We start from the raw sequence: 15,098 nt of genomic DNA, 5'->3' as shown, positions 1-15,098 counted from the left end.
TTTATGGCTGGTTGATTTACTGTCCATAAGTAACTGTCCAGCGGTAATGGCCTTAATTATGGGATTGCCAATAAATCAGAATAGCCTTCTAAATTCTTGGAAAACAATGCTATAACCGTTCATTTTATTCTTTGCCCTTATATACACACCATGAACCGTAGCCAGCGCCTGCTTCAATTGCTGCAACTCCTGCGCGAACATCACTTTCCGGTCACTGCGGAAACGCTGGCTCATCGGCTGGATGTCAGTGTGCGCACCATTTACCGCGATATTGAAACACTTAAAAATCAGGGTGCCAATATTGCTGGCGAAGCTGGCCTGGGTTTTCAGCTACAAACCGGTTTTTTCCTACCCCCGATGATGTGGACTGAAAACGAAATTGAAGCCCTGATTCTGGGTACGCGCTGGGTGGCGCATTTACCGGATGATCCCTTAAAACAGGCAGCAACGTCCATTCTAGCCAAACTGCAAGCCGTCTTGCCTGAACCGCAGCAGCGCCTGTTTGAGCAAACTACGCTGTATGCCATCAATCAGTGGCTGCCCGTTAATCAGGACATTGTGGCGTGCATCCGGCTAGCCACTCGCCAGCAAAAAAAGCTGCATATTGATTATGAAAATGAAGCCGGACAGCAAGGCAAGCGCATGGTCTGGCCATTTACTATTGGTTATTTTAACGACAAGATGATATTGGCCGCCTGGTGTGAGCTGCGCAGTGATTTCCGGCATTTCCGGCTGGATCGGATACAGGCCTGCAAAGTGATTGATGAATATTATCCATCGTATAAAAAACAGTTATTTAAACAATGGTGCATCAGCCAGCGCATTACGATTGCTACTGACAGAAACTGACACAACTACAGCTTATGATGCAGGACAGACAACAACAGCAAGGAAAACCAACAATGAGCCAAATGACATTTTATACCCATCCGCAATCACGTAGCCGCGTGGTTGACATTATGCTGGCAGAGCTGGGTATTGATTGTGAGCGGGTGCAACTGGAATATGGCACCAGCATGAAAGCACCCGAATATCTGGCGATTAACCCGTTTGGCAAAGTACCCGCGCTGGTGGATGGCGAGGTGGTAATTTATGAATTAGCGGCCATTTGTGCTTATCTGGCGGATAAATATGCCGAAAAAGGTCTGGCTCCTGCACTGAATGACCCCAAGCGTGGCCTGTATTATCGCTGGTTTTTTATGGTGGCTGGCCCGTGGTCAATGGCCACCACCGATCAGGTACTGGGTGCTATACCAACCAAAGAACAGGAAGGTTTTGTGGGTTATGGCAACTATGAAACCGCCTTGAATGCGTTAATCAGTGGCTTAAGCGAAGCAAATCCCTATTTATGTGGCGAGCAATTTACTGCTGCTGATGTGTTTGTTGGCTCACATCTGATGTATATGCTTAGCTTTCAGCGCCTTGAACCGCATCCCGTAATTTTACGCTATACCGATCATCTAAAACAGCGTCCCAGCTTTCAGGCAGCTTTTGCGCCCAACCCCTAAATCCAGACCGTAAAAAAGGACTCACTGGAGTCCTTTTTTAGATTTGCGCTGGAAATTAACGCGCTCTTTGCTTGGTTCTGGCCGGACGGTTTTTGCTGTCCTGTGGGCTGTCCTTTTGCTCGCGTGGTGGCAGACCGGTATGCTGGGTCAGAATCTGCCCTTTTTGCGGCCGCTTGGGCTGGCTTGATGCCGTACTACGTGGCTGGGAACCACTACGTTTTTGCGAATCGCCTGCCACACTGGAGTTTTTCTTGCGGGCTGAGTTGTATTCGCCTTCCGTACCTTGTGGCTGGTAAGTCGGAATCAAATGCTGCTTGCTGTTACCAATCAGGTCACTACGGCCCATACTTTTAAGGGCTTCACGCAACAATGGCCAGTTGTTGGGATCATGATAACGCAGGAATGCCTTATGCAAGCGGCGGCGTTTTTCACCTTTGACAATATCCACCGTCTCAGAATGGCGCGATACCTTACGCAACGGATTCTTTAAGGTGTGGTACATGGTGGTGGCGGTGGCCATCGGGCTTGGATAAAAGGTTTGGACCTGATCGGCACGGAACCCGTTTTTCTTCAGCCAGATGGCCAAATTCATCATGTCGTAATCAGTCGTGCCCGGATGCGCCGCAATAAAATAGGGAATCAGATACTGTTCCTTGCCGGCTTCCTTGCTAAAGCGGTCAAACATTTGCTTAAAGCGGTCATAGGTGCCAATGCCCGGTTTCATCATTTTGGACAGGGCATTTTCTTCGGTATGTTCCGGCGCAATTTTGAGGTAACCGCCGACATGATGGGTAACCAGCTCACGCACATATTCAGGATTTAAGACCGCCAAGTCATAGCGCAGGCCGGAACCAATCAGGATTTTCTTGATGCCCTTAATGGCACGCGCCTTACGGTAAAGCTGGGTTAGCGGCGCATGGTCGGTATGCAAGTTGTCACACACGCCCGGATATACACAGGACGGCTTGCGGCAGTTTTTTTCAATTTGCGGGTCTTTACAGGCCAACCGGTACATGTTGGCTGTTGGGCCACCTAAGTCGGAAATCACCCCGGTAAACTGCGGGGCGGTGTCACGGATTTTTTCCACTTCTCGCAAAATGGATTCTTCTGAGCGGTTCTGGATAATGCGGCCTTCATGTTCGGTAATCGAACAAAAGGTGCAACCACCAAAACAGCCACGCATGATGTTGACTGAAAACTTGATCATGTCAAAGGCGGGGATGCGGGCATCGCCATAGGCCGGATGCGGCAAACGCGCATAAGGCAGGTCAAACACATAATCCATTTCTTCGGTGGTTAATGGAATCGGCGGCGGATTGATCCATACATCACGGTCACCATGCCGTTGTACTAAGGCACGGGCATTGCCGGGATTGGTTTCCAGATGCAAAATCCGGTTGGCATGTGCATACAGCACCGGGTCATTGGCGACCTGTTCAAAGTCCGGCAAGCGAATGACCGATAACTCACGCGGTGGCAGCTTGTGTTTAATGGCTTTGCTGGGCGCTACTTTAAGTTGCACGATTTGCGTATCAGCATCAAGTTGGGTGCCTTCGCGGATAATGGGATTAGCAACCGGTTCTTTGACAAAACCCTGATACTGACTAACGGAATCCTTTTTTTGCTCAATGTCACAGCCTTCCAGATCTTCAGTCATGACATAGGGATTAATAATTGGATCAACCCGGCCAATACTGTCGACATCATTACTGGCAATTTCAATAAAGTCTTTTTTGGCCTGCTTGCCGTTTTTATTTAAAATAAATGCCGTACCACGAACATCGGTAATATCCTTGATGTTCTCGCCTTTGGCTAAGCGATGCAGGACTTCTACAATGGAACGCTCGCCATTGCCATACATCAATAAATCGGCCTTGGCATCCATTAAAATGGAACGGCGCACCTTGTCCGACCAGTAATCATAATGGGCAATGCGGCGCAGGCTGCCTTCAATGCCACCCAGCAAGACTGGCACGTCAGGATAAGCCTCGCGGCAACGCTGTGAGTAAACAATCGCTGCACGATCCGGGCGCTTGTTGGGTACATTGCCCGGTGAATAGGCATCATCCGAGCGAATCTTGCGGTCAGCCGTATAGCGGTTAATCATGGAATCCATGTTGCCAGCGGTAACGCCATAGGCATACACTGGCTTGCCCAATGCCTTGAATGCTTCCGCCGATGTCCAGTCCGGCTGGGCAATAATGCCTACCCGAAAGCCCTGCGCTTCCAGTGTTCGGCCAATAATACCGGAACAAAATGACGGATGATCCACATAGGCATCACCGCAAATGATAATAAAGTCGCACGCATCCCAGCCTAATGCATCCATCTCAAGACGTGACATTGGCAAAAATGGGGCAGGCTCAAAACATGATGCCCAATGCTTGTTGTAATCAAACAACCGGGTTGGGGTATCAATATCTTTATAAGCGGTAGACATGCTGGCGGCTCTTTGAACGGCAAATTGGACTTGCGCAATAAAACGGGCTTGCTAAACAGGCTGGCATTTTCCAGGCAAAGAAATAAAGCAAACGTGAGAACCGCTCAGTTTAACATGAATCCTATTGATGATTAAGGATTGTACAATTTTTATTCGACGGAATCAGAATAATGTATGGCTAGCTGCGTTTTATTAACACCATTTTTCCAGCATCCGTACAGTCAGCTTTAGTTTTAACAGAGCGTGGTTACCGGCAACAACCATTTGTTTACCGGCTTTAAAACGTCATGGATTAAACCAATGTCCTACGTTTAACCCAAATATTTTGTTACTTTTAAGAGTATGATAACCCTAAACCTCATCCCATCCCATGCGCTCAACCATCCCGAGCATAAACATGCCGGCCAAGCCCTAAGGATTTTTGACTGATACATGAAAATTTTTCCCTCATCTGAGTACAGTCAAATTATTCGCTATACCTTTTACTGGCTGGCAGCCTCACTGTTAATCGGGCTGGTGTCCGGTGTGGCGTCCACCCTGATTTACATGTGTTTTGATCTGTCCACGCTGGTCAGAACCACCCATCACTGGCTGATTTTTTGCCTGCCGCTGGTGGGTCTGGCCATGGGTTACCTATTTTACCGGCTGGGTACACCCATTGAAAAAGGCACGCATTTGCTGATTGATGAAATTCACCAGCCACGCGCATTTATTCCCAAGCGCATGAGCCCCCTAGTGTTTTTAAGCACCATTTTAACCCAGCTGTTTGGCGGCTCTGCCGGACGTGAAGCGCCGGCGGTGCAACTGTCCGGTGCGCTTACCGATCATCTGGCCCAACTGTTTCGCGTGCATCCGGATAACCGCAAGATTTTTTTAATTGCCAGCATTGGCTCCGGTTTTGCCTCTATTTTTGGCACACCGCTGGCTGGGGCATTTTTTGGGCTGGAAATTACTGCACTGGGCAGCTTGCGCTATTCGGCAGTTTTTCCGTGCTTTTTATCGTCCATTGTGGCGTCACAGGTACCGCACTGGTTTCATATTGTGCATCCGCATGAATATTATAAAATCTCGGCCATTCCAGACCTTGGGGTAAATTCCGTACTAAGCGTAATGCTGGCCGGGATTTGCTTTGGGCTGGCAGCGCGGCTGTTCATTGCATCCATTCACGCAGTGAGTGCCGTGTTTAAGCGTTATATCCGCTATATGCCATTTCGGCCAATGCTTGGCGGCCTGCTGATTATGCTGCTCACCCTGCTGGTGAGTAATACCGACTATAACGGTCTGGGCGTACGCACTATTGTGTCGTCCTTTTATATGCCGCAACCGGTCTATGATTTTTTATACAAAACCGTGTTTACTGCCTTAACGCTGGGCTCGGGCTTTAAGGGAGGAGAAATTACCCCGCTGTTTTTTGTCGGCACCACACTGGGCAATGCGCTGGGCCTGATTTTACCGGTGTCTTTTTCACTGCTGGCCGGGTTGGGGCTGGTGGGGATTTTTTCTGGTGCCAGCAAAGCGCCCCTGACCTCGATTGTGCTGGCGATTGAGCTGTTTGGCTCATCCATTGCCATTTATGCCATGATTGCCTGTCTGTTTGCCTACCTGTTTTCTGGCAATTGCGGCCTGTACCGTATCCAGCGACCCAACTATTACAATAAGGATTAACCCTATTACAAGGCTTGAACGAATTGTTTGTGCTGAGTGCTTTGCCTTAAAATGTGCCTGACACAATAGACTTCTTTCATAATTGCTTAACTTGCCGTCGACCATTTCGACCAGGCCTCGGCATGAGCTTGTCGAACCATGGCGAAATCATACTTTTGGAAGAAGTTTACTGAACATTTATATATTGAATAATAAAGAACTGCCGGTGCCGGATGGTCAATCATCCCGCACCGCAGTGATCATGCCGTTTACCGGGTACTTGCAGTGACAGCTACCAGATAAAAATACTCAGGCATACACCACTTCCGCAATGCTCACTTTATCCGCATCATCAGCAAATCGCGCCTGATGGCTTGCCCGAATCATGTCCACCGCTTTTTCTGCAATCATAATGGTCGGTGCATTGGTATTGCCATTGACCACGTTCGGCATTACCGAGGCATCCACCACACGCAGGCCATCAATGCCGTATACTTTCAGCTCGGGATCAACCACGGCCATGCCATCAATGCCCATCTTGCAGCTACCGACCGGGTGATACACGGTATCAACGCGCTGGCGCAGTAACTCACGAATGTCGTCATCGGTTTTAACATGCCCGGAAAAAATATCCTGCTTGATGATGGGGGCAAATGCCGGAGCATCCATCAGTTTTTTGGTGACCTTAAAACCGTCCACCATGTCCTGCATGTCCTGTTCATCTTCCAGAAACTTGAAGTCAATCAGGATGGGGTCATCAATGCTTGGCCCGCTAATTTGCACCGAACCGCGACTGCGCGGATTAAGCAGGCACACATGACAGGAAATGCCATGACCGCCATGCATGGTGCGCGCATGGTTATCCACCAGTGCCACCACAAAATGCAGTTGCAGGTTGGGCTTGTCCAGCTCAGGCCGGGTTTTTAAGAATCCGCCACACTCGGCAAAGTTGGTAGAAATCAGGCCACGGCGATTGCTGCGATACAGACGCAGTTGTTTCATCAGGTCAAACGTGCCCGCAGGTGATAGGCCAAACGTACCGCCAATCAGTTTAACCTTATAGCCAAAAATAAAGTCGGGGTGATCGTGCAGGTTTTTGCCCACACCCGGCAAGTCTTTCACGACCTTGATGCCATGCTGCTCAAGCTCGGCACGCGCGCCAATGCCGGACAGCATTAAAATTTGTGGCGACTGGAACGCCCCGGCGGACAGCAGCACTTCACAGCGTGCCTGCACGGTATGCAGTTTTTTCTGCTGGCGGTATTCAACGCCAGTAGCGCGGTTGTTTTCAATTAAAATGCGGGTAGCCGACGCCTGCGTAATCACGTGCAGGTTGGGACGCTGGCCCAGATGCGGCAGCAAATAAGCACGGGCAGCACTACAGCGCTCACCATTTTTCTGGGTCACCTGATACACGCCCAGCCCTTCCTGCGTGGCGCCATTAAAGTCATCATTTAAGGGATAACCTGCCTGCTCGGCAGCCTGCAAGTAGGTTTGCTGCAAAGGATTGTCAGTTTGCAGGTCGCTTACATTCAATGGCCCATGCTGGCCGTGGAATTCGTTATTAATACGCTCGTTGTGCTCGGATTTTTTAAAGTAGGGTAATACTTCATCGTATGACCAACCGGTATTGCCCAGTGCCGCCCACTGGTCGTAGTCATCGCGGTGACCACGCACATACACCATGGCGTTAATTGCTGAACAACCGCCCAGTCCCTTGCCACGGGGCTGATAACCCTTACGGCCATTTAAGCCGGGCTGGGCAATGGTTTCAAAGGCCCAGTTGTTCAGGCGCGTGGGAATACTGAGCACCGCAGCAGCAGGCGTATTGACCATCCAGTTGTTGCCATTGCCTCCTGCTTCCAGCAGGCATACCGACACATTGGGGTCTTCCGAGAGGCGACCAGCCAGCACGCAGCCTGCTGAACCACCACCGATAATGACAAAATCATAGACCGACTGAGTCATGTTGCATCCTTTCCTTATTATTAGAATTTTAATTATGCTACTTTTTTAGAGTAAATACTTTAATTTTTACGGCTGCATGAAAAATCTCCATAAAAAAAGCCGCATCAATCGACACGGCTTTTTAACATTACAGGAAATTAATCCAGATAATAGGTAGCTAAAGGCGGGAAGCCATTAAACTCAACCGAAGAATACGAGTTGGTATAAGCGCCTGTAGTTAACCAATAAACCCGATCACCCACTGCCAGATTAAGTGGCAATTGGTAGTGCGAGTTTTCATACATGATATCGGTAGAATCACAGGTAGGTCCAGCCAGTACCACGGTACCTTCCTGAACTTTTTCTTCCATTTTTGGGGTATAAATTGGATATTTAATCGCTTCACCCAGTGTTTCAATCAAGCCCTGAAACAGGCCAACATCCAGATATACCCAGCGATTCAAGTCAGTACGCGACTTGCGGGAGATCAGCACCACTTCAGACACCAGCACACCTGATTCACCCACCAGTGAACGGCCCGGCTCCAGAATAATTTCCGGCAGGTCATCACCGTGGTCATCATGCAGGTAACGCAGGATTTCCTCGGCATAAATCTGAATCGGGTTAACCTCAGAAATATAGTTGGCCGGGAAACCACCGCCCATGTTAATCATCTTGAGGCTAACGTCTTCTTCAAACTTCATCCAGTCAAACATGTATTTAACTTTGGATAGTGCTGCATCCCATACCGCGATGTCTTTTTGCTGACTACCCACATGGAATGAAATGCCGTAAGGAACCAGACCCAGATTTTTCGCCTGTACCAACAGGTCAATCGCCATGTCCGGGTGGCAGCCAAACTTGCGTGACAATGGCCACTCAGCCGTTTCACCGCCTTCTACCAGAATACGCACAAAAATCTTGGAACCCGGCGCCTGATCCGCAATATTTTGCAAATCTGCCTTGGAATCTGTGGCAAACAGGCGCACGCCCTTGTCATAAGCATACTTCACATGCGCGGCTTTTTTGATGGTGTTGCCGTAGGAAATACGGTCTGGCTCTACACCACATTCCAGTACGCGGTTGAGTTCAAAAATGGATGCAATATCAAAATTTGAACCCAGTTCACGCAGCAGGTTAACCACTGGAGCGCCCGGATTTGCCTTCAGGGCATAATGCACTTTGGCAGTCGGAAAACAGGTCGCCAGTTCCTGATATTTTTGGCGAATAACTTCCAGGTCCACCACCAGGAATGGAGTCTCCTTGTCTTTGGAGAATTCCTGAATCTTTTCCCATTCTTCGGGTGAACAGTAGTTTTCAAGGCGCATGGGCATTTAACTCGGCGATTAGAAAAACAAAAAGTAGCCAATGGTTAGGCCGCGAAGAGTTTTTACTATGTCGGGTTTACTTAAAAGGTTCAAGTAAAACAACACAGTACTAACGAATCATTTAACTATCTTAACACGCTGCCTCAAGTGTTTTAGAACACAGCCTGTAAAGCGCGGATTTTGCCTGTATTTATGCAGCGTTACAAGACCTTTGACCAGCAATTTTCAGGCATTTTTAACAGCATTTTTCCACTGCTTTTACAGAGGCAAAAACGGTGCCTTCCCTGCACCGTTTCAATACTTTCGCGGCCTCTTGCCAGTTTATTTATTTTGTGGGACAAGCTGATGACACGACAGCAATTAATACTTAATCGTTACTTTTGCCCAGAAGTTTCTCCCCATTTCATTGATGATTTCGGTAGCGGCATAACCAAAGGCTGAATTACCCGCACGGTTCAGGTGTTCACTGTAGGTCTTATCAAACAGGTTATCCACGCCAATGCTGAGGCCTAGCAGGGGATTAAACTGATAGGCAGCATTGACTGAAAACACCCCAAAGCCGCTGCTTTTGCCAAGGTCATAGCCCACAATATTGCCCTGATTGAGCGCCACACGATCCTGCCGGTCTACCAGACGCAGCAAGGTGCCCACACTTAACCGATCCTGCTGGTAGGTCAGGCCAATGCGCGCATCCAGTGGCGCAATCTGCGGCAATGGCTGGTTGTCAGTCTCATTACGGCCCCAGCCATAGGCCACGTTGAGGTCGGCAGTCAGGTTATCCGTGAATTGATAACTTGTTCCGGCTTCTGCACCGGCAATGCTGGCATCAATATTTTTGGCCCCAGCACTATTGCCTGCGTGGCCTGCATGCTGGTGATAGCTGATCAGGATAAAGTTATTGATCTGGCCCGCGTAGGCAGAAATCCAGCTATTCCACGGCCCGGCATGATGGGTTAAGCCCAGATCCAGCTGGGTGGTCTGTTCCGGCTTGATACCCAGAAAGGCACTGGAACTACCACTATGCACCGGGCTAAACAGCTCCCAGTAATCCGGCATGCGCGCTACATGACCCACACCCACATAGCCATTCAGGTTTTGGTCAGGCCAACGGTTTTCCAGCCGGACAAACCCGCTGGGCAGAGTTTCACGACGGGTTTTGCCATAAGGTGTAGGATAGGCATTGGTGGCAGCATCATGGGCCAGATATTTGACCTCATGCTGGTCAATGCGCAGGCCAGTAATGATTTTGCGGTTATCACTTAATGGCTTGCTGAGTTCGGCAAAAATTCCGGTTTGTTCAAATTCGGCATCCTTGTCCCATACTGCATCCTTATAGGTATATTGCCCGCCCATACGACCCTTGTGTTCGCTGTGACTGGCATCAAGCCCGCTCACCAGGGTGTAATCCAGCCAGTTCAGGGTAGCTGCCAGACGGCCACTGATGGTTTTGCGTGCCAGTTCCATTGCCATGGCCGAATCCATACTGCCCATGCTCATGTCCTCCGAATCGTCCATACCGTCCATTGCACCAGAATCGTGATCGTGTTCACCGCCCATATCCATTGGGCTGGGTGTGCGCAAGGTAAAATTGTCCATGATGTGGTCGGCATTGTTGTAGTTAACCTGCCCTTCCAGTTTTTGCAGCCACGGCAACAGGTTGTTCTGGGCAAAGCGCACGCCCACACTTTCGCGTAAAAACTGGCTGCCATCCATGCTACGGCCTGCATATCGGGCTTCGCCATCGCCCTTGCCCGCGCTTAGTTCAATCCAGCTGTCCTCGGTTGGCGTATAGGTGGCGCTCAGGTCTGCATTCCACTTGCGCCACTTGGCTGGTACTTTTTTACCATTGCCATCCTTGTAATCATCCGACCGTGAAGTATTGGCATTCAGGCGAATGGAACCCTGCTGGTTGCCCAAAATGGTTTCAATGTCATTGTCAAAGCGCTGGTTGGATGCGACGGTGGCACTGGCCTGCCCCGTAATGGTGTCTTGCTCAAGGCGTTCAGGCGTACGGGCAAAGTTTACAGTGGCTGCTGATGCCGCACCGAACAGTACCGTTTGTGGGCCTTTAACCACGGTAATTTCATCAAAGTTTTGCGGTGCAATATACGAGGTTGGCGCGTCCATCCGGTTGGGACAGGCACCCAGCATTTCGCTGCCGTTGGTTAGTATTTTCAGGCGTGAGCCAAACATGCCGCGAAACACCGCATCGCCATTGGTGCCGCCATTGCGAATGGCATTAAAACCGGCAATGTGCTTGAGATAATCAGCACCATCGGTGGCAGGCACGGGCTGAATCGGCTGCTTGGGATCAGCCTGAATCAGATACGCCTGCGTGTTTTGCGGATTGCTGGCCGTCACCACAATTGGGGCCAGCTCGCAGTTTTGACCTGTATGCCCGCTGTGCACACTTTCGTGATGGCAATCTGGAATGGCTGAAGATGACGTAGGGCTGCCTAGTTCGTCCGATGCTGCAACCTGATCAGATGGCAGTGTGACCACATTATCTGTAGCCGCAGGTGAGGTGTCAGCATGAGCCAGATTGCCATGAAATCCTGCATAAACAATACAGGCCACTGATAATGTCATGGTTGACAGTTTTAAAGCAGGGCTATTTAAAACTGTCACATTTGATAAAGATATAGCGCTGCTCGGCTGATTAAAATGAGTCATCATTAATCCAGAATATATTAACCAATAATCTTGAGTCCTAAAATTTAATCAATAAAACCCATGCCTTTTATATTCATTATAAAAGGCAGTTTATTTAAATAAAATTTTAGTGATACCGCTAGGCAATATAATCAGGCGGCGGGGCACGACTTTGCGGATTAATATAATCAGGTGTTAAGGCTGGAATCGCAGCATAGTAAAAGCGCGGTAAAGTGACATAAACCGTTAGGGCAGCAGCAGACCAGAAGGGCTGCAAATCAGGCGGTGGAATAGCGTGCCCATACAGCGTGCAAAAGCCACAGGACAAATGGCTAAAGTGATGATCTACCGTATGGACTGGCGTTGCTGGCCCAGCCATCGCATCAGCCATTGTATGCTGATGTTGAGGCGAATGATGTTGAAGTAAATAATGCTGAGCTGACTGGCGCTGTTGGGACTGATGCTGTTGAGATTGCTGAGCTTGAACAGCCAGCATATGTCCGGATTGGCTATGCGACTGGCCTTGCGTGTGGGAAGCAGCCTGTTCAGAAGGAGAGTATCTAAACGCATCGATAATGATCTGGCAAACGCCAAAACCAGGTACGCTATGACCCGGTAAAAATGGCTGGACAAAAACCACCAGCTGCATACACCAGGCCATTAAACCCAGTATTAAGCCGACCTGTTGTCGCTGCACGACCATCTCATGATTTATCAAGTGAGCCTAGTTTAACCGCAAAAAAAAATTTGTCTATTTTTAAACAGTTTTAATTTAATCAATTTAAACTGATCTGCTTTTATTTATACCAGCTGATCCTGTTTATTCATCAGCCCACTTATATAATTAAATAATGCAAAACAAAAATTAACAGCCTGATTTTAATAAATCGGTTAAACATCATTTAAACAGGCATGGTTTAAATAGTCAGGACACGCCAGCCTGATTATTTTAGTGTGCGGTATGGATTGAAATACAAATACTGTAATTTTTATTTCAATCTGTATTTTTTGACTTTTATATTCTGGTCTTGATGAATTGATTTTTAGCATTGCGGAGGCAGCATGACTTTAGGCCTAACGGCGCTTGAGCTGGCGCGGATACAGTTTGCCTTTACCGTATCCTTTCATATTATCTTTCCGGCCATTTCCATTGGACTGGCCAGTTTTCTGGCAGTGCTGGAAGCCTCGTGGCTGAGAACCAAAAATCCGGTCTATCGTGATCTGTATTTTTTCTGGATCAAGATTTTTGCCGTGGCCTTTGGCATGGGCGTGGTGTCCGGGGTGGTGATGAGTTACCAGTTTGGCACCAACTGGAGCGAGTTTTCCCGCTTTGCCGGGGCAGTTACTGGTCCTTTGCTGACCTATGAAGTGATGACCGCCTTTTTTCTGGAAGCCGGCTTTCTGGGCATCATGCTGTTTGGCTGGAACAAGGTGGGGCCAAAGCTGCATTTTTTTGCCACACTGATGGTGGCTATTGGCACCTGTATTTCCACCTTCTGGATCTTGTCCAGTAATAGCTGGATGCAAACACCGCAGGGCTTTGCCATTGAAGGTGGCCGGATTGTTCCGGTGGACTGGTGGGCTATTGTGTTTAATCCCTCCTTCCCGTACCGGCTGGCGCACATGGTGGTGGCGGCTTTTCTGGTTGCTGCGTTACTGGTGGCCGGTGCGGGCGGCTGGCATTTGCTCAAGGGCCGCCGTGATGCGCTGATTAAAAAAACCTTTTCCATGGCGTTGTGGCTGATTGCGGTGCTTGCGCCCTTGCAGGCTGTAATTGGTGACCAGCATGGCTTAAATACCCTTGAGCACCAACCGGCCAAACTGGCAGCCATTGAAGGACATTGGGAAACCAACAAGCATGAACCGATGGAATTGCTGCTGTTTGGCATTCCGGATATGCAGGCTGAAGAAACCAGATATGCCATCGGTGTGCCTTATCTGGGCAGTTTGCTGCTGGCGCACTCCTTAGAAGGCGAGATCAAAGGTTTAAAAGAATTTGCCCCCGAAGATCGCCCCAACAGCCTGATTGTGTTCTGGAGTTTCCGAATCATGGTGGGTGTTGGCCTGCTGATGATTTTGCTCGGGTTTATTAGCCTGTATTTACGCCTCAAGAATCGCCTGTATGACAGCCGGAATTTCCATAGGTTTGCCTTTTTGATGGGCGGCAGCGGTTTTGTGAGCCTGCTGGCTGGCTGGATCACCACCGAAGTTGGGCGCCAGCCATGGGTGGTGTATGGCGTGCTGCGGACCAAGGATGCGCTATCTCCGGTTAGTGCCGAACAAGTGGGCCTGACCCTGATCATTTTTGTGGTGGTGTATTGTGTGGTATTTGGCGTGGGTATTTATTACATGCTGAAATTGCTCAACCAAGGGCCGCAGCCATTGGCGCAGGATCAGCAAACCGGCGGCCCCGGCCAGTTCAAAACGCCGATGCGTCCGGTGACTGCTGCCGATGAGGCACCGGTTGACAATCCCTCCCCGCGTCCCTCAGCACCTGACGCCTCAACAGAGGCTAACAACAGTACCGACAACACTGACCCCCGCAAACTGCCATCAGATGAGGAGCGCTAATCATGCTGGATTTATCACTGGTCTGGGCTGGCATTATTGCCTTTGGCGTGCTGATGTATGTGGTGATGGATGGCTTCGATCTGGGTATTGGCATCCTGTTTCCATTTTTTCCCCAGCAGCCGGAACGCGATGTCATGATGAACACCGTGGCTCCGGTGTGGGATGGCAATGAAACCTGGATGGTGCTGGGCGGTGCTGGCTTGTTTGCTGCATTTCCACTGGTGTATTCAGCGGTGCTGTCGGCGCTATACCTGCCCATTATTTTAATGGTGGTGGCACTGATTTTCCGTGGTGTTGCCTTTGAAATCCGCTTTAAGGCCAACCGTACCAAGCATTTATGGGACATGGCCTTTATTGGCGGTTCCATTGCCACTGCACTGCTGCAAGGCATCATTCTGGGTGCTTATATTCAGGGCATTACCATTGTTGACCAGCGTTTTGCTGGCGGCGCGTTTGACTGGCTCACCCCATTTTCCGTGTTTACCGGCATTGGGGTGCTGGTAGCCTATGCCGCGCTGGGCTGTGGCTGGCTGATCCTGAAAACCAGTCATGACTTGCAACAGGAGATGTACCACCTGATGCCCAAGCTAGGACTGACGCTACTGGTGATTTTTGGGATTGTCAGCCTGTGGACGCCACTCAATAATCCCACCATTGCCGAACGCTGGTTTAGCATGCCGCAATTTTTTTACTTCCTGCCTGTGCCTATTCTAGTGCTATGGTGTACCTATGCCATCTGGCGTGCCTGCCAGAAACAGCAACAGGCCAGACCATTTATTTATGCCCTGCTCATGTTTTTCATTGCCTTTAGCGGTTTTATCATTAGTTTGTGGCCAATGATTATTCCACCCAACATTACCATCTGGGATGCCGCGGCACCGCGTAGCAGTCAGGCGTTTACACTGGTAGGCGCAGCAATTTTAATTCCGATTATTCTGGCCTATACCGCGCTGTCGTACTGGGTATTTCGCGGCAAAATCCATGTGGGCAGCGAAGGCTATCATTAAT

10 protein-coding genes are annotated in these 15,098 nt (G+C 49.4%); 5 read left to right on the top strand and 5 right to left on the bottom strand.

Features of this window, described 5'->3' with window-relative positions:
* The first annotated feature begins 150 nt into the window (after positions 1 to 150).
* Together Q337_RS0115000 and Q337_RS0114995 are read left to right on the top strand one after the other, a co-directional pair.
* Positions 151 to 849, top strand: coding sequence for a helix-turn-helix transcriptional regulator (locus tag Q337_RS0115000; protein ID WP_026472279.1), 699 nt, complete (start codon positions 151 to 153; stop codon positions 847 to 849).
* A 53-nt stretch (positions 850 to 902) separates the two neighbouring features.
* Entirely contained in the window at positions 903 to 1,508 is a 606-nt protein-coding gene (locus Q337_RS0114995; RefSeq protein ID WP_026472278.1) for a glutathione S-transferase family protein, read from the top strand.
* A 55-nt stretch (positions 1,509 to 1,563) separates the two neighbouring features.
* On the opposite strand, the gene Q337_RS0114990 is transcribed toward Q337_RS0114995, so the two are convergent.
* Positions 1,564 to 3,948 (bottom strand): YgiQ family radical SAM protein, encoded by a 2,385-nt coding sequence (locus Q337_RS0114990; RefSeq protein WP_026472277.1) that lies wholly within the window; start codon positions 3,946 to 3,948, stop codon positions 1,564 to 1,566.
* A 432-nt stretch (positions 3,949 to 4,380) separates the two neighbouring features.
* Between Q337_RS0114990 and Q337_RS0114985 the strand changes: the two genes are divergently transcribed.
* The gene (locus tag Q337_RS0114985) at positions 4,381 to 5,613 is read left to right on the top strand and encodes a voltage-gated chloride channel family protein (protein ID WP_026472276.1); all 1,233 of its coding nucleotides are present in this window, start codon (positions 4,381 to 4,383) and stop codon (positions 5,611 to 5,613) included.
* A 288-nt stretch (positions 5,614 to 5,901) separates the two neighbouring features.
* Here the strand turns inward: Q337_RS0114985 and Q337_RS18025 are convergent, their stop codons facing one another.
* The 4 genes from Q337_RS18025 to Q337_RS0114965 form a co-directional block, all read right to left on the bottom strand.
* The gene (locus Q337_RS18025) at positions 5,902 to 7,560 is read right to left on the bottom strand and encodes a GMC family oxidoreductase (protein WP_051526936.1); all 1,659 of its coding nucleotides are present in this window, start codon (positions 7,558 to 7,560) and stop codon (positions 5,902 to 5,904) included.
* A 137-nt stretch (positions 7,561 to 7,697) separates the two neighbouring features.
* Positions 7,698 to 8,867, bottom strand: coding sequence for a type III PLP-dependent enzyme (locus tag Q337_RS0114975; protein WP_228133156.1), 1,170 nt, complete (start codon positions 8,865 to 8,867; stop codon positions 7,698 to 7,700).
* A gap of 360 nt (positions 8,868 to 9,227) precedes the next feature.
* On the bottom strand, positions 9,228 to 11,456 hold the full coding sequence (locus Q337_RS18020) for a TonB-dependent copper receptor (RefSeq protein ID WP_084494909.1): 2,229 nt from the start codon (positions 11,454 to 11,456) through the stop codon (positions 9,228 to 9,230).
* 202 nt (positions 11,457 to 11,658) lie between these two features.
* Positions 11,659 to 12,216 carry a DUF2946 family protein gene (locus Q337_RS0114965; protein ID WP_156935825.1) on the bottom strand — a complete coding sequence of 186 codons (558 nt, stop codon included), beginning with the start codon at positions 12,214 to 12,216 and terminating at the stop codon, positions 11,659 to 11,661.
* Between the two features lie 365 nt (positions 12,217 to 12,581).
* Here Q337_RS0114965 and Q337_RS0114960 point away from each other — a divergent pair, with 365 nt between their 5' ends.
* Positions 12,582 to 14,090, top strand: a complete 1,509-nt coding sequence (locus Q337_RS0114960; RefSeq protein WP_026472273.1) for a cytochrome ubiquinol oxidase subunit I — start codon at positions 12,582 to 12,584, stop codon at positions 14,088 to 14,090.
* Positions 14,091 to 14,092: 2 nt separating this feature from the next.
* Positions 14,093 to 15,097 carry a cytochrome d ubiquinol oxidase subunit II gene (gene cydB / locus Q337_RS0114955; protein WP_026472272.1) on the top strand — a complete coding sequence of 335 codons (1,005 nt, stop codon included), beginning with the start codon at positions 14,093 to 14,095 and terminating at the stop codon, positions 15,095 to 15,097.
* The last annotated feature ends 1 nt before the right edge of the window (position 15,098 follow it).

The organism is Alkanindiges illinoisensis DSM 15370 (assembly GCF_000619845.1).
Classification (GTDB): domain Bacteria; phylum Pseudomonadota; class Gammaproteobacteria; order Pseudomonadales; family Moraxellaceae; genus Alkanindiges; species Alkanindiges illinoisensis.
This window is presented reverse-complemented; position numbering and strand designations above follow the sequence as displayed.